The organism is Halomonas sp. H2 (assembly GCF_050215315.1).
In the GTDB taxonomy this organism is placed as follows: domain Bacteria; phylum Pseudomonadota; class Gammaproteobacteria; order Pseudomonadales; family Halomonadaceae; genus Vreelandella.
Map to the genome: position 1 here is coordinate 248,601 of NZ_CP189760.1, position 20,396 is coordinate 268,996.

The window sequence follows — 20,396 nt, forward strand, 5'->3', positions numbered from 1 at the left end:
GTGCTTATTAAGGTAATAGCATCTTTTTTTAGGAAATTAATCTTTTAGGTAATGGCAACGTTAGCAATATTAGTTAAGAGCCGACGATAGTAGGAAGGTAAATATTATACTAACGCCGAATAGTATTATGAAATAACTCTCCAGCTTTATACCCGCTCTTGCTAATGGATTATTGCAAACCAACGCCTAGGCTGTGGCTGGACGGGTACGCAAGAGGGTTTTGCCAAGGGCGATGGAGGGGAGTGCTCGTTAGGGCATAGTCGTGCTATGTTGATGCCCGCCAAGTTCACGGCTTGGTCTAATCACTACTGGGTACGACAAAATCGAGGCCGGTTAGCAAACCGCCGCTGGACACGTTAAGGAAAATAACGATGCGCAATCCATTTCGCTCCCTTCGCCGCACGCTTGGCGTGTCGGTTGCTACGCTCGCATTGGTTACCACTGCGCTCTCGGCTAGCGCTGAAACCCGTGTGACTTATAAATCGGCCTCAGCCGGTACCGCTTATTATCAGATGGGCGTGGAGCTCTCAGAGGCAATTCGCCAGGGTACGGATGACGCGATTATCCTCACCCTTGAAGAGAGCCAAGGCTCCGTTCAGAACGTAATGGAAGTCATGGCCCGGCAAGGTAACTATGTGTTTACCACGCCGCCGGCATTAGTTGAACAGGCCATGGCCGGAGAGGGCGCTTTTGCTGAGCGTCAGAATCCTCGCTTCCAAGAAATTCGCGGTTTATTCCCGATCCCCTCGATCACCATGCACTTTGTGCTGGCGGATGATGAAGGCGTGAGCGATATTTCCGCCTTGGAAGGCAAACACTTATTGATCGGCCGGGGCACCTTTGGGGCCCGTGAAGCCGCTCGCTATCTGGAGCTGTTTGGCCTTGAAGAGCAGGTTCAAATTGCTGATGCGGCGATTGGTAGCGGCCCCGATGCGCTCAAAAACAGCCAGATTGATGGCTTTGTAACCGCTAGCTCTTTCCCATCCCCCAACGTGATTGAGACGGCTGCCAGCATGCCGATATCCTTGGTCAGCCTAACTGACGAGCAGATCGAACAAACTGGTGCGCCACGCCAAACAATCCCTGGCGGTACTTATCCCGGCGTTGATAAAGATGTCGAAACTACATCGCTGCCGGTGATTGCCTACACCACCACGAATATGGACGATGACACGGCGTACACGCTAACCAAAACGTTTTGGGAGCGCCGCGATGCGATGGCGGAAGAGGCTGCGTGGTGGAGCAGTATAACCCCGGACATGCTTGAAAACATGGCCGGTGCGCTACACCCAGGTGCGCTGCGCTACTACCAAGAAGCAGGCATCGAGGTGCCTGACGCTCTGCGTTAATCCTTTTTTTCCTCCCCCACTGCTACGGCGATTACGCTGTGGCAGTACTGTATTGATGCAGTATTGATAGGCAACTTGGCATGCGTGTTTTTACCTCGTCGCAAACGGCGGCAACCGCGGATGATGATTCAGTCGCGCCTGGTTGGATGGCGTTAGGCGCGGTCAGCGTGGTGTTCCACCTTGGCTTGATTTTTTACGGTTTAACACCCGCGCTCGTCAGCCGACCATTGCACATGGCGCTGCTGTTGCCGTGGGTGCTGGTGTATATGGCGAACACACCGGTGCAGCGAATCAGCGGCTGGGTGCTGACTGTGCTGGGTGTAGCGGCGTGCGGCTACATTGCGTTTAACGAGGCCGCGCTGGCCAATCAGTACGGCTTTATTGATACCCATCTACAGATGGCGATTGGGCTGTTCTTAATCGCCTTGGCGCTTGAAGCTGCGCGCCGAGCGATTGGCTGGCCGCTGCCGCTGGTGGCTCTACTGGCGTTGATGTATGGCGCTTTAGGTCAATATATCCCCGGTGCTTTTGGCCACCCGGGACTACCGCTACCCAGCATGGTGGGCACGCTGACCATTGCTGAAGGCGGGCTGTGGGGGTCGCTTACGGGGGTTAGCGTTAGCGTTGTGGCGATTTTCGTCATTTTTGGCGCGGTACTTAATGCTGGCGAAGCGGGCCAGGGCTTTATGAACTTAGCCAGTGCGGTGGCGGGTCGGCTCACCGGCGGGGCCGCCAAGGTGGCGGTAATCTCCTCAGCGTTGATGGGCTCCATTTCAGGTTCGGCGTCGGCTAATGTGGCCTCCACTGGGGCTATTACGATTCCTTCCATGGTGCGCCTGCGCTACCCGCGCTCGCTGGCTGGCGCGGTGGAAGCGGTCGCCTCTTCGGGCGGGCAAATTATGCCGCCGCTGATGGGCGCGGGCGCATTCGTGATGGTGGAGCTTACCGGCACGCCTTACACGCAAATTATGGCCGCCGCCATGCTGCCAGCGGTACTGTATTTTTTGACTGTCTGGGTGGGCATTAATGCTTACGCAACCCGGCATGATCTCCAGCCGGTTGCTGAGAGCGAACGCCCCAGCAACCAAGAGGTGCTGATTACCTCGTTGTTTTTCGCCATTCCGTTTGTGCTGCTGTTGGAGCGCATATTTAACGGTGGTTTTACTCCTCAGTACGCCGCCAGTATTGCGATTTTTGCGGGTACGGCACTGCTGTTTTTCGATATCAGGCTACGTTTTTCGCTGCCCGGCTTTGCTAATCGCTTAGCAGAAGCGGCAGTGACCGCGGGGCGCCAAATTGCCGTGATTGGCGCTATTATTCTGTGTGCCTCGCTGGTGGTTGGTGTGCTGTCACTGACCGGTTTGGGCGTTAAAATTACCTCGGGCATTCTTTCGCTCTCCAACGACATGCTATGGCCCGCGCTGCTGCTAACGGCGCTTGCCTGTTTGATCCTCGGTATGGAGGTGCCCACCACTGCCGCCTATGTAATTTGTGTTTCTGTCGCCGGGCCCGCGTTAACCTCGCTAGGTTTGGAGCCACTCTTGGCGCATCTTTTCGTCTTCTGGTACGCACTGCTCTCGACCATTACGCCACCCGTGTGTGGCGGTGTGTTTATCGCCGCGGGTATGGTCGGCGAAAACTGGCTGAAGGTGGCATTTAAGGCGATGGCGCTAGGGATAGGGCTGTATATAATCCCCTTGGCGATGGTGGCCAACCCGGAGATGATCCAACTGGCCATTAACCCCACGGATGCGCTGCTAGATGCGCTGAAAGTAGCGATAGGGTTAGGTGCTATCTCTTACGGCATCATTGCGCGTAAAGCGCACTGGCAGCGTGTGGCGCTGGTCGTGTTAGGTATCATCATTATTTTTGTGGTTTAGTTGTTGCTGTCTATCCTTGAGCCTCAAGTCGCAGCGGAGAAGCGGCCGATAGTGGGGTGGTGGCAAACATCACCCAGGTATCCAGCGCGGGGCCCAGTGGCTGCACCATACGCAACTGCTCAGGTGTCTGCGCCAGCACTTCTTGAGCGCAAATGCCCGCCTCAAAATGCCCCCTGAGCAGGCCTTCTGCCACCGCCACGATGGTGGGGACTTCAATAATCTCCATATAGCCTGTCAAATCGGTGTAATAACGTGTCGCTGGTTGCAGCGCGACCTGGGTGGGTTGGGCAACAGTACGTTGTGCAAGCAGTGCTAGCGGTTTGCTACCGGCAATAAACGTATCCACAGGGTAAGCTCGATGCATATAGCGGCCAACGCAATCGCTGTGCGTTGCATGCGCAGTGCACTGCAATACGTGGCTTACCTGGCCCGCAATCAGTGCCTGGAAGACGTCTTCAAACTGGCTGAACAGTTCAATGCTGCCTTCACCAGAGCCACGTATTTGGAGATAGCGTTTGGCAATCAATTCGTGGTTACTACCACTAGGTCCTAAGGTCGCGATTCGCACGATGATCCTTATTCATGAAGTTGAAATCATATAGCTAAAAGCCCGGAGGTTTTCGGTTCTATGCAACTAAATAGCAGCAGACATTAAAAAACAGTAAAGCTCAACGCTATGTAAGCCGCGTAACCAGTGAGTAGCGCAGCGCCCTCCCCGCGTGATAAGCGCATGCCGGTATACAGGAACAGTACCAGTACACCGGCTGCGCCTAGCATTACCCACTGGTCAAATAACACCACCCGCTCGACCAGCGGCAGTGGTTGCAAAAAGGCGGAGATGCCCAAAATGCCCAGCAGGTTAAAGATATTGCTGCCGAGAATGTTACCCACCGCCACATCAGCATGACGGCGTAAGGCCGCAATCACCGATACCGCCATTTCAGGCAATGACGTACCCACGGCCACAATGGTTAAGCCGATGACCGCTTCGGAAATCCCCATTGCCTGCGCTACGCCAATGGCACCAAATAGCAGCAGTTGCGAACCACCAATCAGCATGCCCAGCCCGACCACCAGCGCTACGGCGATCATCCACCCCGTGGTCGGTAGCTTGGTCATTTCATTCGCTTCTGAGGCATGCATATCCGCCGCGGGAACGTGATGGCGGCTTTCACTAACGTAGGCCCAAACAAGGTAGCCTACGAGCCCCGCTAGGAAAATGCCGGCATCTGCGCGCCCTAAAGCGCCGTTAAACGCAAGCCCAATAAACAGCAGGCTTGCCAGCACCACCACCAGACCATCGCGGCGCAGTGCTAAGGGTTGTACCACCATTGGGCTAATAACCGCGCACATGCCCAAAATCAATAAGATGTTGCCGATATTACTACCCACAATATTGCCCACAGCAATGTCTGGCTGCTGGTTTATCGCGGCATCAATTGAAACCACCAGTTCAGGCGCCGAAGTGCCAAAACCCACTACTACTAGCCCTGTTAACAGTGGCGAAACGCCCACTTTACGAGCACCAGCCACTGCGCCACGGATTAGTGACTCACCCCCGAGGGTCAGCAGCACAATACCCGCCAACAAACTAAGTCCATATAGCATGTTAAAACCTCTTCCAGAGAACTCGCCAAGCCGCGAATAACGCGGGGTTAACCCGGTTAGTAGAGCGTGCTGAGCGGTTGGGTTAGTAGTGCCCAGCTCATTGGCAAGATTACGGCTATTTTTTATAATTTGCGCGGTTTTCCAGCGGCTAAGAGAGGCAGGCTGTTAAATTAAAAAGCACAAAGGCTTTGACCTGCTGCCGTCTACATGGCAGGATGTCCACAGTAAGTTAGCAAGCAAGCATAGTTCCAGAAACATTCGAATTCTTTCGGTAGTCTGTAATTGTATTCCTTGTGCTACTCACTATTTATCTGGGTAATACCAGGATTTTACAATTCGCAACTGCGAAAAGGATTTATATCATGGCAACTGGCACAGTTAAGTGGTTCAACGATTCTAAAGGTTTTGGCTTCATCGCACCGTCTGACGGCAGCGACGACGTTTTTGCCCATTTTTCTGAAATTCAGTCTGATGGCTTCAAAACTCTGCCTGAAGGCGCTAACGTCTCTTTTGACGTTACCCAAGGTCAGAAAGGCCTTCAAGCTTCAAACATCAAGCTGCTTTCTTAATCCTAGCGATTATTTAAGTTCTCGAATCTTTTAGATTCGATGATCGGGCCCCGCTTAAGCGGGGCCCGATGCGTTTGTGCCTGCCAAATAATATTTCCCATTAAGCACAGCTGCGCCTGTTATTAGAGCAGCAAAAGCTCTGCGATTAATTCCTTAGTTTTGTGGGTGTTTATTCGCTTAATGTAAAAACGAGCTTGATTGACTGGTATGTTATATTGTATCTTTTTGGTGACTTGTATGACGAGCAACCAAAGGAAAACCGACTATGACAGCATTGCCAATGAAGGCCGCCAGCGCGCTTGTATTAAGTGCACTGATATTGACGAGCGTTCAAGGCGTTAGCGCCAGCGATCATGACCATGAGCATGATCACGACCATACTCATAACGACCACGACCACGACCACGACCACGACCACGACCACGACCACGACCACGACCACGACCACGATAGCGATATCTATTCAGGCTATTTTGATGATGAGCAGGTTAAGGATCGTGCGCTTTCTGATTGGGAGGGCGATTGGCAGTCCGTTTATCCTTACCTAAAAGACGGTACGCTGGATGAAGTTTTTACGCAGAAGGCAGAGAGTGGTGACAAGACGGCCGAAGAGTACAAAGCCTATTATGATATTGGTTATCAAACGGGTGTCGAACGTATCGTTATCGATGGCAATAGCGTCACCTTCTACGAACATGGTGAAGAGAGATCAGGCGAATACCAATACGCTGGCTATGAAATTCTAACTTACCAAGCAGGTAACCGAGGTGTACGGTTTATCTATGAGCTTGAAGAAGCCTCTGACGATCTGCCTCAATATATCCAATTTAGCGACCACAGCATTTACCCAACGGACGCACACCATTTCCATCTTTACTTGGGCGATGATCGTGAGGCGCTGTTAGAGGAAGTGACTAACTGGCCTACCTATTATCCTTCAGAGCTAAACGGTGACGACATTGTCGATGAAATGCTGGCTCACTAATTAGCGGCGATGAATAATGGCTGCATCTTAGTAGGCGGGTAAGAAATAAAGCGCTGGCAGAAACGCTGGCGCTTTGCTTTTTATGGGTAAAATAAAATGTTGTGTCTGAAAATTAGGCATAAGCTTACATGTCTGTAGTGCTACCCAAAAACGTGAGAGGAACGCTTACTATGCACTTGTTCAAATTCTTTTTGGTCGTCTGCCTTTTGGTTACAAATGGCTATGCCATGGCTAGCGCGGCGTGTGATAACGCGAATACGCAAACAGAGCTAAACCAGTGCACGGCAATGTCGTACCAAACGGCCGATGACAAACTTAATGAGGCTTACCAAGCACTGGTGGGCAGGCTGGCCAGTAACCCAGGCTCGCTTGAAAAACTTAGAGCGGCGCAGCGGGCCTGGATCGGCTTTCGTGATGCCGAGTGTGCGTATGAAAGTAGCGCGGTAGAAGGCGGTAGCGCACAGCCCATGGTGCGCAATGGGTGCTTTAAAGTGCTCACAGGGCAGCGCACGGAGAGATTGCGTGAGCATGCTAGCTGCGAAGAAGGAGATTTGAGCTGCCCACGCTAAAAAGCGTTCATTTGCGGGGAGGTGGGCTGCTACAGACACAAAAAAAAGCACCCGTAGGTGCTTGATTTGTATAGTAGGGTGGTGGAGGCGGCGTCCCCCTGTGAGCGGTATCACGCCATGCTATGCTGAAGCCATAAGCCACTGAAAGCCTTGTATTTACTGGCTTTACCTATCTTATCCTGTATCGTCTAGTATCACCCTATGCTATTATTTTGGTGGGGATAGTGGATGGTATGGATGTTGGGAGGGTAAAGCATGCCAAAAGTAGCCAAAGAATTAAGCGCGTCTGAGGTGCGACGCATAGATGAACCGGGCACCCATGCGGTGGGAGGTTGTGCCGGTTTACTGCTGAAAGTGTCTAGCGGTGGTGGGCGTTCGTGGATCTTGCGCGCCCGAGTAGGGAACCGCCGCCGTGATTTTGGTCTGGGAGGTTTCCCAACCGTCCCCCTTGGTGATGCCCGCCATAAAGCCCGAGAGCTACGCGACAAGCTGGCGCAAGGTATCGACCCGGTAGCAGAGCGCCAAGCCGCCCGCGCCGCCCATATCGCCGCGCAAGTCAAACGCCTGACATTCAGGGAAGCGGCTGAGCAGTATCACGCCACTAAAGAAAAAGAGTTCCGAAACGCCAAACACCGGAAAGACTGGATTGGCTCGCTAAAGCGCTACGCCTTTATTCATATCGGGGAAGTGCCGGTTGGTGATGTGGAATTGCCCCACGTCCTGAAAGCGCTAGAACCGATATGGGAAACCAAGACGGAAACAGCGACCCGCGTTCGCCAGCGTATTGAAGCTGTGCTGGCATGGGCTGCCGTGCGTGGCTACCGTGATGGCAATAACCCCGCCCGGTGGCAAGGTAATCTTGATGCTGTGTTGATGAAGCCCACCAAGGCAGGCAAGGGCAAGCGACACTTCCCGGCGTTGCCATGGCAGCGCGTCCCCGAGTTCCTGCAAGACTTGCGCGCCCGTGAAGGCATGGGCGCTAGGGCGCTGGAGTTCGCCATTCTGACCGCCGCCCGGTCTGGTGAGATACGCGGTGCCACTTGGGATGAAATCGACCTGAGCGCCAAGGTATGGACTATCCCGGCTGACCGGATGAAAGCAGGCAAGCCCCACCGGATACCGCTATCACCCGCCGCCGTTACCCTGCTGGAGTCGCTGCCCCGTATGCAAGGTCAGCCATTGGTATTCCCGGCGGTGCGTGGTGGCAAAATCAGTGACGTGACCATATTGGCCACCGTGAAGCGGATGAACACCACCAAAGAAAAGGAAGGCGGCGAACAATACACGGATCCAACCGATGGCCGCCCGGTGGTGCCCCATGGTTTCCGTAGTGCGTTCAAGGATTGGGCGCGCAACCGTTCAAGCTATCCCGATGAAGTCAGTGAATTGGCGCTTGCCCACGTCAACAGCGACGCCACCCGCGCCGCCTATGCCCGTGATGAATTGCTGCCCCAGCGTACCAAGCTGATGACTGCATGGGCTGACTACTGCGCAGAACCGGCCAAGGCCAGCGCCAGCGTTACCGCTATTCGTGGGGAGGTATCCGCATGACGCAGACCATGCAATTAAGTGACGCGCTGGAAATAAAAAACGCTCATACCCTTCACCTGCTAACTATTGGTCTGGCAGATGCAACTGGCTACCATCATGCCGTGGGTGGAATCCATGACCCCGGCTGTACGTTTAAAGCGTTACGTGAGGTGTTGGCCACCCTAAGCACTCGCTTAGCTATGGTTGCAAAAGGCACAGGAACGCAAAACGCCCAACGTATTGAACGAGCGTTAGCTAAGATCCCTGATGACACGCTTCGCCTAATGGATACCATCGACCCGGTGTTCTATCGAAGTATGACCCACAAATACAAGGAAAGCAGTTTCAGGCGAGCAGCGCTAACCCTGACTGATAACCCTGATGATGTACAGAAAGCCTTAGCAGAGCAACTAAAAGGCATTGTGCTGACGTTTCTAGGGGATATGAAAACCCCCGGGTCTGGAGGCGCTAAAAGGGATGCGCGGCGCTATATTAAAGGGATCCAAAAATTGGCTGAGTGGTTTCGAGAGGCATTACCAGAACATGCCCTAAGCGACCGGGAAGATACGCTGTTTTATCGCTACGTGGCGTTCTGGCTTATTGAGTGTGTCGAGTGGAAAGGTACTGAGCCAAAGCGCCATATTCAAAATGCATTGGCCGATTTAGAACGCTGGCAAAAAGTCACCCTTTAACGTCCCGTCCATTACAGAACCTTAACCGCGATGCTTTGCCCGTACCCGACACGATACGAGGTGAAGCATGACCCCTTACACTTATCTGACCGTTCGCCAAGCCGCCGCCCGTCTAGCGGTATCGGTGCCCACCGTCTGGCGTTGGGCGCGTGAACGCCCTGACTTCCCGAAGCCCCACCGCCTTGGCCCCAACTGTACCCGCTGGCGCTTATCTGACCTTGAAGCATGGGAAGCCAAACGCGGGGAGGTGGTGTCATGAGCCGCCGCTTAATTCGACTAGCCGCCGCCTTGGCTAAAGGCCCCGTTACCCGTGAACAGGCTGACCGGATAGCGCCAGCCAGCAATGGCCCCCACTTCATTGGGGAGTTGCGCCGCAAGCTGGAAATTGACCTTGATTGTGACCGCGTACCGTTCACGACAAAAGACGGGGAACCGTCATGGTATGGCCGCTATACGCCCACCCGAGAAGAACGCGCCAAGCTGATGGCGTTTGTGATTGAACAGGGAGGGTGCCTTGATGACTAGCGCAGAAAATAGCCCCGCTGTGGCTGCAACCACTGACGAGGCTCAAGGTATTACTTCACCCGAAAAGAATAGCACCGTTACCGCCGCCCTGACCATTATCACGTCAACGAAACCGGCGCGGCTGGCCAAGTGCTACCGGCTGGCTAATGGCGAGTTGGTGAAGGATCCCGGCGGGGATATGTCACAAGGCAGCGCCGCCGTTGAAAGCGTGGATAGTCTGGCGACCTTTGCCCGTTTGCTGCAATCGCTCAAGACTAACCAAGCGCTGGCCTATGGCCGCCCTGAGTGCATGAATACCGGGCTGGTATCTAAGCGCCGCTGGCTGGAAGCGGGCCGCCCTGATGATCCTATCCCCCGCAGTAAGGAGCATTTTTCATGGCCTGCTGGCGCTGGTGTCATGATGGCCGATTATGACCCCGGCGATGGTGAGAACACGCTTTCCCGTGATGACCTGCTGGCTTACCTTCATGAAGCCGTGCCCGCATTGGCTGACGTTGGCGCGCTGTGGTGGCCTTCATCGTCTAGCCATATTGTGAACACGGAAACCGGCGATGATTTAACCGGGCTGCGTGGTCAACGGCTGTACTGGCTGGCGCTGGATGCCCGAGATATTGAGCGGGCCGGTAAGGCGCTGCAAGTCTATCTTTGGGCTGCTGGCCATGCTTGGGTAGAAGTGGGCGCTGCTGGTCAACGGCTGAAGCGTACCTTGCTGGATGCCAGCGTTTATCAAGCCAACCGGCTGGACTTTGCCGCCGGTGCTGAATGTATCCCGCCGCTAGCGCAACAGCGAGGCGAGCCGGTGCCCGTTGGTGGTGCGGTGGCTGTGTTGGATACCCAAGCGGTAATCCCCGACCCGGATCCCACCACCTTGGCCGCTGCTGAAAAGAACCGCGTGGCTGCCATGCTTGCCGCCAAGCCTGAAGCCGATATGGTGCAGGCTGACTATATCGAAACCCGCGCCAGCGAAATGGCAGGCAGTGAGGCCAGCGCCGAAGCCCTAGAGCAGAGCCGGGAAACCGTTAACCGCGCCCTGAGCCATGCCGTACTGGCTGGGGACTTCCCCATCATGCTGGTGGCAGATAATGGCAGCCAGCAAGCGCTAACTGTTGGGGATGTGCTGGATAACCCTGAGCGCTATCACAACAGCCTGACGCTTGACCCCATCGAACCGGAATACCAAGGCGGTAAGACGGTGGGCAAACTGTACTTGATGGGTGCCCGCCCGCGTCTGTATTCGTTTGCACACGGTGGCAAAACGTACAAGCTAAGCAGGCCGCCCGCGCGCGTGGAGCTGGTCAAAGGGCGTACCGTGGAAGCGGTGGAGCAGGTGCTTGGTATTATGCGCCGCGCCCCTGATGTGTTTGATTTTGGCGGGCCGCTGGTGACTGCAACGGATGGCCGAGTTTACCCGCTGGATGAATACGCCCTGAAGCATTGGCTTGGCGGTGCTACCCAGTTCTGGCGCTGGCAAAGGCTAAAGAATGACGCGATGATTGAAGTGTTAGAGGATCCCCCGGTAAGCGTAGCCAAGGCCTTGCTATCCCTTGGTGAGCGCCGCGCGCTGAAGCCGCTGAATGCCATTATCACCGCGCCTACTTTGCGCCTTGATGGCTCGCTGCTGAACCGTCCCGGCTATGATGAAGCTACCGGCCTACTGTTAGAGGTAGAAGGCGACGAAATCCACCCGGTGCCCATGTACCCTACCGGGGAGCAGGTCGAAACAGCGCTAGAACGCCTGATGCTGCCGTTTGCTGACTTCCCGCTAGTAGGCCCCGTGGATAAGGGCGTTTTGCTTGCTGCGTTGCTGACAGCTGCTATACGTCCTGTTCTGCCCACCGCGCCCGCCGTTGGCTTTGACGCACCCACCCAAGGCAGCGGTAAGACCCTGCTGGCCAAGTGCGTGGCTGTGCTGGCGCTAGGGGAGGTGCCCACGATATGGCCCCATACCCATACCCATGCCCGCGATGATGAAGAAATCCGTAAGCGTATTATGACCATACTGATGACCGGCACCCGTGCGGTTATCTGGGATAACGTTATTGGCGTATTCGATAGCGCGGCGCTGGCTGGCGCTTTGACTTCCCAGCATTACAGCGACCGGATACTAGGCAGAACCGGCCATGCCAACGTGCCTAATAAATCGCTGTGGCTACTGACCGGGAATAACCTGACCTTGGCCGGGGATTTACCGCGCCGCGTTCTCAAGTGTCGGATAGACCCGGAAACAGATAGACCCTTTGCCCGTCAATTCGACCTGGATCCCGAGGCGTATTGCCAACAACACCGCCAGCGCATGATAGCCGATGCCCTGACCGTGATTCGTGGCTGGCTTGCGTCTGGTGACGCGCCAGCACCGGGGAAGATGGCGAGCTTTGAAGAATGGGACTTGATGGTAAGGCAACCGGTAGCATGGGTAGCCCGTGATTTTGACTTGCTGGGGGAGTATACCGACCCGATGGAAGCGGTAGACGCTGCCCAAGCGGCTGACCCTGAGCAGGAACAGTTAGACGCGCTGTTATGCTCGCTGGCTGATGTCTTTGGTAGTGACCCTTTCACCGCCAAGGATGTGAAAAAGATCCACGACAGCTACCACGACCCCGAGCTAAAAGGCTTTCACTATCCTGAGGAAAAGCAGGCATTGGCGGAAACCATAACTGAGTTCAAGACAGCAAGGCAGTTAACCGCCCGCGCCGTGGGTAACGTGCTGAAGTTCCGGGCTGACCGTGTGGTGAACGGTAGGCGCTTGCGGCGTCGCAATGGCCGGGGAGGCATTGCCGCGTGGGTAATTGAGAACGTCTAACATCCACTGCCTGAAATGGTTGCTTTGGTTGGTCTGGTGAGTCTGTTTTCTACCGCCATGAAATAGGCATCCAAGATTCGTTAAAGATACCTATAGCGAAACAGGGGAAATCTAACCAACCAGAGCAACCAAACCCACCATAAAGCTGAATTTCCCGACTATAAAAAGGAGGCGCTTTAATTGTCAGAGCTAGCTTTTGATGTGGGTTGGTCACGACCAACGGAGAATCCAATTACTAAAAAAATAGCAGCAAGAAAAAGGCTGATAAACCCTGTGAACATCGTGACCATTCCACTGCCAATGATTGCCCCTGAAGTAGCGGCCGCCGCGTATTCGCCGCCACTGTTTGCCGCTTCCATAACACCACGGCCGCCAAGAAATAAGCTGGCTATTGGCATCGCCAAAGAAAATAAGCCGCAGGAAATTAACAAGCGCCGCCATGCCTTGCCACTTGTGGGAGCAACCCAGACAATAGCGATAGCAATGACCCAAAGCACCATAAACAGCCAACCAATGGCGTCGCTGTTGCTACCGTCGCTGATTGTGAAAGCCACTACCATATAACCAAGAAAAGCGAATAAAAAACCGGCGATGATGGCGGCCAATATCTTAGAAACAATATTCATAAACACCTCAATTTGATTAGCCTTTAAGCTATGCCTAATGTTGAGAACATTATAGAGGCGATAGATTAAATATTTGTAAGATATTTCCTACAAAGCAGCTTGGAGAAACAGACACATGAGCCACAACCCCCGCCGCTTCACCCGCCCCGTTCGCCTTATCGTTTCCGTAGAGGCTGAGACTGTGGCCAGTATCGACAGCCTTATGAAGCATGGCCGCCAGCATAGCCACCGTAACCGAGCCGAGTTTGTTAGGCGGGCGATTGAAAAGGAGTTAGCCCGCTGCCAGCCTGATGATTTTCAAAGCTAGCAGCGGTCTAATATTTTCGAAATATGGCTACTTGCACCATCGAGTTTAAAGCGATAAACCTTGTTTTTTTTGTTGAGCCTGATATTTAGCTGAGAGGAATTTTTAGCTTCCTCAATAAATTGCCTTTCATCACCACGGTACCAGCTATCTTGATATTCCATCATTGCCATATGCCAGTCAGTGGTAACTGCCTCAGGAGATTCTTCGAATTTATGTGTTGTCGATAAAATCATCCTGCCATTTGAAACGCTATTCGGAAATATAACGTCCATAGTAGACAGCTGAACGCTTAAGCCACTATCTGGGTTACAGGAAAGAAATATGTAGTGGTCAAGTAAAACTGGCCACCGCCTTATAGTTAACCCAGTACTTTTCCTCTGCCTGGTTCGGACTCATACCACCGTTATGCTGGTGAGGCCTAAGCTGGCTGTAATACCCGATTAAATAGTTCACGATATGATGCTGCCCCTGCAAGAATGAGCGATAGCCATACGTTGGCACCCATTCAACCTTTAAGCTCCTGAAGAAACGCTCCATTGGCGCATTATCCCAGCAGTTACCACGTCGGCTTAGGCTTTGTTTTACCTGGCATTTCCAGAGTGTCTGACGGAACTTACGGCTCGTATAATGACTGCCCTGGTCGCTGTGGAACATAACCCCTTTTGGCCGCCCACGGCTCTCATAAGCCATTTTCAATGCGCTGCTGGTGAGTTCGCTATCGGGCGATAACGACATCGACCAGCCAATCGTTTTCCTAGCAAATAAGTCCATGACAACGGCTAGATAAGCCCAGCGTTTGCCAGTCCAGATATATGTGACGTCGCCACACCAAACGCGGTTGGGCGCCTCAACGTTAAACTGACGCGCTAAGTGGTTCGGTACCTCAACATGTTCATCACCTGTTTTCTTGTAGGTGTGCCCAGGCACTTGGCAGCTAATTAGGCCAAGCTTTTCCATCAGGCGGCCAGCGCGATAGCGACTTAACGGCACATCCTGCCTTGTCGCCATCTCTGCGATGCTGCGCGCCCCTGCAGAGCCTTCGCTCTCGCGAAAGAGCTCTCTGACCTTGGCTATTTCCTTAGTCTTCGTGGCACACACAGGTCTTTTTGAACGTTGTCTCCAGTATTTAAAGCTGCTGCGATGCACGCCAAACACGTCACACAGTTTTTTTACCGGGTAGCTCGTCTTGAGTTTCTCGATTAGCGAGAAGTGTTCAGGGAGTCCGACATCAAGAGAGCGGTAGCCTTTTTTAGGATGTCTTTTTCCATCTCAATGTCACGGATGCGCTTTTCAAGCTCGCGAATCCTGAGCTGATCGGGTGTCATGGGCGTTGCTTTAGGGCTTTGGCCATCACGCTCTTGGCGTAACTGACGAACCCATTTATCCATGCTCGAATACCCCACATTCATGGCTTCAGCCGCTTCTCTAACTGTATAGTTTTGATCAACGACTAGCTGTGCTGCTTCGAGCCGGAATTCAGGGCTAAAGTTACGTTTTGGTCTTGTTGCCATGCTGCCACCTAGTGATGTCTTGGTGCATATTAGCACCTCTAATTAGGTGGCCAAATTCACTATGCCACTACAATAGCACCGCTGGAGATGTGTCAGTCGTTCTGACTTGGAGCACAGAGACAACCTCATTACTGAAATCATCACCTTCCTCATAGTATTCTAAATTTGTGTCTGCTATTGCACCGCATGAGTAAGCAGCAGCTAAACCGAAAAAAATTGGCTTTATATTCATTTTGCGCCCCTGTGTCAGATAGATAGCTTCTTAAGCTGGGAAGGATTTTTCAAGTCTGCTGACTTGTGCGTGTGGTGCTTACGTCAACCCTATACTAATGTTTGATGATTTTCAGACATGTTCACGCGCGGGCGAACCCTAAGGTTTTACTAAGGGTTTGATGATTTTGCTATCAGTACGCGCGCATTGATGTCGGAAAAACCTTCATGCCAGCGCCGCCCGCCATAGTGTTTTTTGAACGCGCCCAAGTCTTACCCCTACCCCAAGCCTACCCCAAGCATTTACAGCGCCCGTGATGGCGCTGCTTTCGTTTGTCAGGCTGGCGCTAATAGGTGACTGATGCACCGGGAATAGGTGGCTGATGTGGTGCCTTTGGTTTCCCTGTTCAATTCCCAAACCCGGATTTGAACCGGCGTCCCATACACGGAACCGAACCCACGTCCCATACACGGAATTGAAAAGCGCCAGCATGGTGGATAAATCGGTTTTGGTTTTGGATAGGCAAGCGCCAGCCACCACCCAAAAGGGTGAAAAGTAGCGTTTTGCTTTGGTTGGTATTTTGGATGGGAAAACAAAAAAAGCACCCGTAGGTGCTTGATTTGCTTGATAAGGTGGTGGAGGCGGCGGGAATTGAACCCGCGTCCGCCAGCACGCGCCTATTGGCTCTACATGCTTAGATTTCGTCATTTGTTTTAACGCGACTGACTCCGACGATCAGGATTCAGCTACGCGAGCCTTCTAAAGTTTAACGCTTGGCGAGAAGACACCACCAAACGCGGTCCTATCAGCTTTAGCTCGTATCCCCTCAGTGATGAATAGGCACATCACCTTGGGGCCAGACAAGAAGCTAACAGTGTTTAAGCTGCTAGCGCGCCTTGAGCGTAGTTTTCGTCATTTGCGACTATTTTTCGTGATGTGGGATTTACGAGATACATCACGCTCTCGGCATGCACCGCAAGGGTTGTCACCGGCGTCGAAACCATGTCGCCCCCTTATTACAAGTGAGCATTCTAACGTGCTCACAGCCGATTGACCAGTTAAGCCTTGGTATGTTCCCGCATGATTCGACCTTTTTGACGGTTCCAGTCACGATCTTTCTCTGTGGCGCGCTTGTCATGCAGCTGTTTGCCGGTCACTAGCGCTAGCTCACACTTCACTTTATTGCGTTTCCAATAAAGTTTGAGCGGCACACAGGTGTGGCCTTTGTCCTGAGTGACCGAAAAGATTTTGGCGATCTCTTTACGATGCAGCAGCAATTTGCGGGTGCGCGTGGGGTCGGCAATTTCATGGGTGCTTGCCGTGTTAAGCGGCATAATATGACTGCCCAGCAAAAACGCCTCGCCGTTGCGCACCAAAATATAGGTGTCAGTGAGCTGGGCTTTACCGGCGCGCATGCTCTTCACTTCCCAGCCAGCAAGCGATAGTCCTGCCTCGAAGGTTTCGTCGATATGGTACTCAAAACGTGCCTTCTTATTCTGGGCAATGACGCTGCTACCTGGGCCCTTGCTGTTACCTTTCTTAGTGGCCATGAAACCTCATAATTAATCTGTCAGTGGCATCCCCTTCGTTATTTGGGGAGGCGTGATACCATTTAGAGTCTGAAAAATATTCCCCATGATACGCTTTGGGCACTGTGAAGTCAGCGGAGAGGTCAATGCCAACCGTCAATCGTTCCGCCTTGGTGCGGCACACCCCCCAGAAAATGTTCGATCTGGTTAACGACTTCGAACGTTACCCGGAGTTCTTGCCAGGTTGCCGTCAGGCGCGTTTGGTCGAGCAGGATGAGGTGCATCTCATCGGTGAAATGACCCTTGGGCGCGCCGGTGTAGAGCAAGCCATTACGACGCGTAACGATCTTTTCGCGCCTGAACGTATTGAGCTATCGCTGGTAAAAGGGCCTTTTAAGCGTCTTAAAGGCCGTTGGCTGTTTACCCCCATGGGAGACAATGCTTGTAAAGTCAGCTTGGAAATGGAATTTGAGTTCGCCAATCGGTTGCTAGGTATGGCATTCGGCAAGATTTTCCAGCAAATCGCGGGGCAGTTGGTTGACGCCTTCACCAGGCGCGCTAACGAGCTGTATGGGCGCTGAAACGCTAACGGTTGAGGTTGCCTATGCGCTGCCATTTAAGCAGCGCATAGTGTCTCTGCGCGTGCCTGAGGGCACTACCGCGCGCCAAGCTGTCGCGCTGGCCGATTTGCCCACGCTGTTTCCCGATCTCACCAACGATACGTTTACGCAGGCACCACTGGGTATCTTCGGGAAGGCGCTACGCAACGCCGATGCCCAGCTATTACGTGAAGGGGATCGGGTCGAAGTATATCGGCCGTTAGCAGTTGACCCTAAGGCCGCTCGCTTAGAGCGCGCTAAGCGCCAGGCGAGCGACCAAGGGCGTTAATGCTAGTTAACGTGTCTGCGTGCTCTCTTCAGGTAGCACATTCATCGGATCAACACTTTCGGTTGCAGGGCCCATGCTGCTCTCGCCTTCTAATGGCAGCTGTTTAGACAGGTCGCCTTCTTGATCAACGTTCATCAGCCGACCTTGGGGGTCAAAGGTGAGCGTTACGCGGCGTTGTTCGACGTCGCCATAGGCTTTGTCTAAACGAAATACATAGTCCCACTGGCTGGCGTCAAAGGGGGCTTCCAGCAGTGGCCTGCCCATCACATAAGTGACCTGCTCTTGGGTCATGCCTGGCTGAAGCTGGCTGACCATCTCTTGAGTGACCAGGTTGCCTTGAGGGATATCGCGCTTGTACACGCCTACGTAGCTGCAGCCGCTAACAACAGTCAGGGCAATGGAGAGCGTGATGATTCGAGTCAATTTTTGCATTTGGGCCTATTCTTCACTATCGTGGTTTCGGTTGATCATACCCGACCTAACCTGTTACTGCGAAGAGCGACCATGGCCGATCAGAACCATGAATTGCGCAAAGCCGGTCTGAAAGTGACCCTGCCGCGCGTCAAGATACTTCAGATTCTCGAAAATGTTTCGGGTCAGCATCACCTTAGCGCGGAAGAAGTGTATAAAACACTGATTGATGCGGGCGAAGATGTTGGTCTGGCAACCGTCTACCGCGTACTGACTCAATTTGAGTCGGCGGGTTTGGTTATTCGTCATAATTTTGACGGTGGCCATGCGGTTTTTGAGATGACCCAAGAAGACCACCATGACCATATGGTGTGCTTAGAAAGTGGCGAAATCATTGAGTTTGTTGATGAAATCATTGAGCGTCGCCAGCAAGAAATCGCTGAAGAGCATGGCTACGAGTTAGTAGGCCATGCGCTGGTGCTCTACGTTCGCCCACGCGGGTCTTACGTAACGCGCCAAGATAGTGGGCCTACTAATAAGAAATAATTGGTGAGGCACGCTACGAAGCGCCCCTGAGTTGTTCGGCTGAATTCGCTAATAGCGGTTTTTCCGAATAATCAGGGGTGTTTTATATGCTTGATTGGAAAGTGCTTTCTGGCGTTAAAAATTAGTGCGGCGGGCGCTGACTAGCGTGCAGCATTTCCCGCGCGTGGGCGAGGGTTTGGTCAGAAAGTGTGACACCGCCCAGCATGCGAGCCAGTTCGCTGATGCGCCCCTGCTCGTCGAGTAGCGCCATTTGCGTCAGCGTAGTGTCGCGTTTTGCCTGCTTCTCGATATGTAGGTGTTGGTGCGCTTGTGCCGCCACCTGAGGCAGGTGCGTTACCGTCATTACTTGGCCGTTTTCGCCCAGTTTGCGCAGCAGTTGGCCAACGATCTCTGCGGTGGCGCCCGAGATACCCACATCTACTTCATCAAATACCAGGCTGGGTACCGTTGAGTGGGTGGCCGCGACCACTTGAATCGCCAGGCTGATCCGCGACAATTCGCCGCCGGAAGCTACCTTGGTCAATGGCCGCGCGGGCTGGCCGGGGTTGGCGCTGATCAAAAACTGCACGCGATCCAAGCCTTCCGGAGAGGCCGCCTCTTTTGCAGTGACCTCGACTTCAAAGCGGGCTTTGCCCATGGCTAGAAAGCCCAGCTGTTGCTGTACTTCTTTACCCAAGCGCAGCGCCGCTTTTTGGCGACTATCGGTGATTTTTTTCGCCCCTAAGCGGTAGTGCTCGCGCAGCTCGACGACCCGGACGCTTAGTGCTTCAAGGTCATTGCCACCTTCTTCCAACTGAGCGACTTCCCGCTGTAGATTGGCATGCAGAGCGCACAGCTCTTCAGGAGCAACGTGGTGCTTGCGAGCAATCCGATGGACGTCGGTCATTCGCTCTTCTACCCAGGCGAGCCGTTCGGGGTCTAGTTCAGTGGTACTGGCGAGTCGGTTGAGCTCGCTGGAGGCTTCTTCCACCTGAATGCGCGCATCGCTCAACATGGCCAGAGTGTTAGCCAGCATGCCTTTGTCGCTACCTGGCAGGGCGCTTAGGTGGGCGAAGGCCTGATTGAGTAACGAAAGCGCGCCGCCTTCATCGCTGGCGCAGCAGTCGGCGGCAAACTGGGTTTCGCGCAGCGTCTCTTCCGCATGGGCAAGCGTATGCTGTTCTTCTTCTAGCGTGGTTAATTCGCCTTCCGCTAAAGCGAGCTGATCCAGCTCTTCAACCTGATAGCGCAGCAGTTGGCGTTTGGCCTCAACTTCACTGCCTTCTTCGCTGAGCTTCTTCAACTGACGACGCGCATTGCGCCACTCGCGGAACGTTTCGGCTAATTGGGCAGTGGCATCGTTTAGGCCTGCGTAATCGTCCAGCAGGGCAAGGTGGGTCTCTTCGCGCATCAGCGCATGGTGGGCATGCTGTCCATGAATTTGAATCAGCTGCTCGCCGAGGGATTTTAGATCCGAGATAGTCGCGGGTTGGCCGTTGATCCAGGCTTTGGAACGGCCGTTGGCGGTGACCACGCGGCGCAGCAAGCACTCTTCAGAGGGCAGTTCCCGGGCGGTTAGCCATTCGGTAGCGGCCGGCAGGTGCTGGATGTCAAAACGCGCGGAGAGATCCGTACGCTCGCGGCCATGGCGCACGCTGCCAGCGTCGGCGCGCTCGCCCAGGCACAACCCGAGGGCGCCTAACAGAATCGATTTGCCCGCCCCGGTCTCCCCGGTAATCGCGGTCATGCCGCCGGTTAGGTCGAGCTCTAAGTGATCGACAATGGCGAAATCTTGAATAGCTAGCTGAGTGAGCATGGCGCCTCCTGAGGCGGTTCAGCGCAGAAGCTGGATACTTATCCAATAGTTGTTGATTTATACAG

22 protein-coding genes and 1 other RNA gene are annotated in these 20,396 nt (G+C 53.7%); 14 read left to right on the plus strand and 9 right to left on the minus strand.

The window, feature by feature from the left end:
• The first annotated feature begins 371 nt into the window (after positions 1-371).
• A complete protein-coding gene (locus tag ACQE2I_RS01210) occupies positions 372-1,349 on the plus strand; it encodes a TAXI family TRAP transporter solute-binding subunit (protein ID WP_427029681.1) in 978 nt (325 codons plus the stop codon).
• Positions 1,350-1,429: 80 nt separating this feature from the next.
• Positions 1,430-3,229 (plus strand): TRAP transporter permease, encoded by a 1,800-nt coding sequence (locus ACQE2I_RS01215; protein WP_427029682.1) that lies wholly within the window; start codon positions 1,430-1,432, stop codon positions 3,227-3,229.
• A 10-nt stretch (positions 3,230-3,239) separates the two neighbouring features.
• On the opposite strand, the gene ACQE2I_RS01220 is transcribed toward ACQE2I_RS01215, so the two are convergent.
• Complete coding sequence (locus ACQE2I_RS01220; RefSeq protein ID WP_427029683.1) at positions 3,240-3,797, minus strand: hypothetical protein; 558 nt, start codon at positions 3,795-3,797, stop codon at positions 3,240-3,242.
• Positions 3,798-3,880: 83 nt separating this feature from the next.
• Positions 3,881-4,837, minus strand: coding sequence for a calcium/sodium antiporter (locus ACQE2I_RS01225; RefSeq protein ID WP_427029684.1), 957 nt, complete (start codon positions 4,835-4,837; stop codon positions 3,881-3,883).
• 362 nt (positions 4,838-5,199) lie between these two features.
• On the opposite strand from ACQE2I_RS01225, the gene ACQE2I_RS01230 reads away from it, so the two are divergent.
• The 8 genes from ACQE2I_RS01230 to ACQE2I_RS01265 all read left to right on the plus strand — a co-directional run bounded on the left by ACQE2I_RS01230 (position 5,200) and on the right by ACQE2I_RS01265 (position 12,507).
• Positions 5,200-5,406, plus strand: a complete 207-nt coding sequence (locus ACQE2I_RS01230) for a cold-shock protein (RefSeq protein WP_007111857.1) — start codon at positions 5,200-5,202, stop codon at positions 5,404-5,406.
• A 265-nt stretch (positions 5,407-5,671) separates the two neighbouring features.
• A complete protein-coding gene (locus ACQE2I_RS01235; RefSeq protein ID WP_427029685.1) occupies positions 5,672-6,391 on the plus strand; it encodes a ZinT family metal-binding protein in 720 nt (239 codons plus the stop codon).
• A gap of 227 nt (positions 6,392-6,618) precedes the next feature.
• On the plus strand, positions 6,619-6,960 hold the full coding sequence (locus ACQE2I_RS01240) for a lysozyme inhibitor LprI family protein (protein WP_427031366.1): 342 nt from the start codon (positions 6,619-6,621) through the stop codon (positions 6,958-6,960).
• A gap of 255 nt (positions 6,961-7,215) precedes the next feature.
• Positions 7,216-8,511, plus strand: a complete 1,296-nt coding sequence (locus tag ACQE2I_RS01245) for a tyrosine-type recombinase/integrase (RefSeq protein ID WP_427029686.1) — start codon at positions 7,216-7,218, stop codon at positions 8,509-8,511.
• Entirely contained in the window at positions 8,508-9,182 is a 675-nt protein-coding gene (locus tag ACQE2I_RS01250) for a hypothetical protein (protein ID WP_427029687.1), read from the plus strand. The genes ACQE2I_RS01245 and ACQE2I_RS01250 overlap by 4 nt, the downstream gene beginning before the upstream one ends.
• Before the next feature lie 67 nt (positions 9,183-9,249).
• A complete protein-coding gene (locus ACQE2I_RS01255) occupies positions 9,250-9,441 on the plus strand; it encodes a helix-turn-helix transcriptional regulator (protein WP_404415418.1) in 192 nt (63 codons plus the stop codon).
• Positions 9,438-9,707 carry a hypothetical protein gene (locus ACQE2I_RS01260; RefSeq protein WP_404415421.1) on the plus strand — a complete coding sequence of 90 codons (270 nt, stop codon included), beginning with the start codon at positions 9,438-9,440 and terminating at the stop codon, positions 9,705-9,707. Before ACQE2I_RS01255 ends, ACQE2I_RS01260 begins: the two co-directional genes overlap by 4 nt.
• Positions 9,700-12,507: a hypothetical protein gene (locus ACQE2I_RS01265; RefSeq protein WP_427029688.1), complete on the plus strand. Its 2,808-nt coding sequence runs from the start codon at positions 9,700-9,702 to the stop codon at positions 12,505-12,507. Before ACQE2I_RS01260 ends, ACQE2I_RS01265 begins: the two co-directional genes overlap by 8 nt.
• 176 nt (positions 12,508-12,683) lie before the next feature.
• On the opposite strand, the gene ACQE2I_RS01270 is transcribed toward ACQE2I_RS01265, so the two are convergent.
• Entirely contained in the window at positions 12,684-13,133 is a 450-nt protein-coding gene (locus ACQE2I_RS01270) for a hypothetical protein (RefSeq protein ID WP_427029689.1), read from the minus strand.
• A gap of 115 nt (positions 13,134-13,248) precedes the next feature.
• On the opposite strand from ACQE2I_RS01270, the gene ACQE2I_RS01275 reads away from it, so the two are divergent.
• Positions 13,249-13,440, plus strand: coding sequence for a hypothetical protein (locus ACQE2I_RS01275; protein WP_427029690.1), 192 nt, complete (start codon positions 13,249-13,251; stop codon positions 13,438-13,440).
• Here ACQE2I_RS01275 and ACQE2I_RS01280 read toward each other — a convergent pair.
• From ACQE2I_RS01280 to smpB, 4 genes are all read right to left on the minus strand, one after another.
• Positions 13,437-13,712 carry a hypothetical protein gene (locus ACQE2I_RS01280; RefSeq protein ID WP_427029691.1) on the minus strand — a complete coding sequence of 92 codons (276 nt, stop codon included), beginning with the start codon at positions 13,710-13,712 and terminating at the stop codon, positions 13,437-13,439. The genes ACQE2I_RS01275 and ACQE2I_RS01280 overlap by 4 nt on opposite strands.
• Positions 13,713-13,770: 58 nt before the next feature.
• Positions 13,771-14,951, minus strand: a protein-coding gene (locus ACQE2I_RS01285) for an IS3 family transposase (RefSeq protein WP_427029213.1) whose coding sequence is annotated in 2 segments (ribosomal slippage) — positions 13,771-14,684 and positions 14,684-14,951 — 1,182 coding nt in all. Because the reading frame shifts where the segments join, the coding sequence is not laid out codon by codon here.
• Positions 14,952-15,795: 844 nt separating this feature from the next.
• Positions 15,796-16,175, minus strand: a transfer-messenger RNA (tmRNA) gene (ssrA, locus tag ACQE2I_RS01290).
• Between the two features lie 45 nt (positions 16,176-16,220).
• The gene (gene smpB, locus ACQE2I_RS01295; RefSeq protein ID WP_308321885.1) at positions 16,221-16,712 is read right to left on the minus strand and encodes an SsrA-binding protein SmpB; all 492 of its coding nucleotides are present in this window, start codon (positions 16,710-16,712) and stop codon (positions 16,221-16,223) included.
• 125 nt (positions 16,713-16,837) lie between these two features.
• Between smpB and ACQE2I_RS01300 the strand changes: the two genes are divergently transcribed.
• Complete coding sequence (locus tag ACQE2I_RS01300; protein WP_427029692.1) at positions 16,838-17,272, plus strand: type II toxin-antitoxin system RatA family toxin; 435 nt, start codon at positions 16,838-16,840, stop codon at positions 17,270-17,272.
• Complete coding sequence (locus tag ACQE2I_RS01305) at positions 17,262-17,579, plus strand: RnfH family protein (RefSeq protein ID WP_427029693.1); 318 nt, start codon at positions 17,262-17,264, stop codon at positions 17,577-17,579. The genes ACQE2I_RS01300 and ACQE2I_RS01305 overlap by 11 nt, the downstream gene beginning before the upstream one ends.
• A gap of 6 nt (positions 17,580-17,585) precedes the next feature.
• Here the strand turns inward: ACQE2I_RS01305 and bamE are convergent, their stop codons facing one another.
• On the minus strand, positions 17,586-18,011 hold the full coding sequence (gene bamE, locus ACQE2I_RS01310; RefSeq protein WP_427029694.1) for an outer membrane protein assembly factor BamE: 426 nt from the start codon (positions 18,009-18,011) through the stop codon (positions 17,586-17,588).
• 72 nt (positions 18,012-18,083) lie between these two features.
• On the opposite strand from bamE, the gene fur reads away from it, so the two are divergent.
• Positions 18,084-18,536, plus strand: coding sequence for a ferric iron uptake transcriptional regulator (gene fur / locus ACQE2I_RS01315; RefSeq protein ID WP_427029695.1), 453 nt, complete (start codon positions 18,084-18,086; stop codon positions 18,534-18,536).
• A gap of 121 nt (positions 18,537-18,657) precedes the next feature.
• On the opposite strand, the gene recN is transcribed toward fur, so the two are convergent.
• A complete protein-coding gene (recN, locus tag ACQE2I_RS01320; protein ID WP_427029697.1) occupies positions 18,658-20,331 on the minus strand; it encodes a DNA repair protein RecN in 1,674 nt (557 codons plus the stop codon).
• Between the last annotated feature and the right edge of the window lie 65 nt (positions 20,332-20,396).

Excerpts from the sequence above, each read along its gene's own strand:
- fur (WP_427029695.1), top strand. The coding sequence starts at position 18,084 with ATGGCCGATCAGAACCATGAATTGCGCAAAGCCGGTCTGAAAGTGACC.
- ACQE2I_RS01275 (WP_427029690.1), top strand. The coding sequence starts at position 13,249 with ATGAGCCACAACCCCCGCCGCTTCACCCGCCCCGTTCGCCTTATCGTT.
- bamE (WP_427029694.1), bottom strand. The coding sequence starts at position 18,011 with ATGCAAAAATTGACTCGAATCATCACGCTCTCCATTGCCCTGACTGTT.
- ACQE2I_RS01235 (WP_427029685.1), top strand. The coding sequence starts at position 5,672 with ATGACAGCATTGCCAATGAAGGCCGCCAGCGCGCTTGTATTAAGTGCA.
- ACQE2I_RS01260 (WP_404415421.1), top strand. The coding sequence starts at position 9,438 with ATGAGCCGCCGCTTAATTCGACTAGCCGCCGCCTTGGCTAAAGGCCCC.
- ACQE2I_RS01280 (WP_427029691.1), bottom strand. The coding sequence starts at position 13,712 with ATGGACGTTATATTTCCGAATAGCGTTTCAAATGGCAGGATGATTTTA.
- ACQE2I_RS01230 (WP_007111857.1), top strand. The coding sequence starts at position 5,200 with ATGGCAACTGGCACAGTTAAGTGGTTCAACGATTCTAAAGGTTTTGGC.
- ACQE2I_RS01305 (WP_427029693.1), top strand. The coding sequence starts at position 17,262 with ATGGGCGCTGAAACGCTAACGGTTGAGGTTGCCTATGCGCTGCCATTT.
- ACQE2I_RS01245 (WP_427029686.1), top strand. The coding sequence starts at position 7,216 with ATGCCAAAAGTAGCCAAAGAATTAAGCGCGTCTGAGGTGCGACGCATA.
- ACQE2I_RS01210 (WP_427029681.1), top strand. The coding sequence starts at position 372 with ATGCGCAATCCATTTCGCTCCCTTCGCCGCACGCTTGGCGTGTCGGTT.
- ACQE2I_RS01265 (WP_427029688.1), top strand. The coding sequence starts at position 9,700 with ATGACTAGCGCAGAAAATAGCCCCGCTGTGGCTGCAACCACTGACGAG.
- ACQE2I_RS01240 (WP_427031366.1), top strand. The coding sequence starts at position 6,619 with ATGGCTAGCGCGGCGTGTGATAACGCGAATACGCAAACAGAGCTAAAC.
- ACQE2I_RS01255 (WP_404415418.1), top strand. The coding sequence starts at position 9,250 with ATGACCCCTTACACTTATCTGACCGTTCGCCAAGCCGCCGCCCGTCTA.
- ACQE2I_RS01225 (WP_427029684.1), bottom strand. The coding sequence starts at position 4,837 with ATGCTATATGGACTTAGTTTGTTGGCGGGTATTGTGCTGCTGACCCTC.
- recN (WP_427029697.1), bottom strand. The coding sequence starts at position 20,331 with ATGCTCACTCAGCTAGCTATTCAAGATTTCGCCATTGTCGATCACTTA.
- ACQE2I_RS01250 (WP_427029687.1), top strand. The coding sequence starts at position 8,508 with ATGACGCAGACCATGCAATTAAGTGACGCGCTGGAAATAAAAAACGCT.
- ACQE2I_RS01300 (WP_427029692.1), top strand. The coding sequence starts at position 16,838 with ATGCCAACCGTCAATCGTTCCGCCTTGGTGCGGCACACCCCCCAGAAA.
- ACQE2I_RS01270 (WP_427029689.1), bottom strand. The coding sequence starts at position 13,133 with ATGAATATTGTTTCTAAGATATTGGCCGCCATCATCGCCGGTTTTTTA.
- smpB (WP_308321885.1), bottom strand. The coding sequence starts at position 16,712 with ATGGCCACTAAGAAAGGTAACAGCAAGGGCCCAGGTAGCAGCGTCATT.
- ACQE2I_RS01215 (WP_427029682.1), top strand. The coding sequence starts at position 1,430 with ATGCGTGTTTTTACCTCGTCGCAAACGGCGGCAACCGCGGATGATGAT.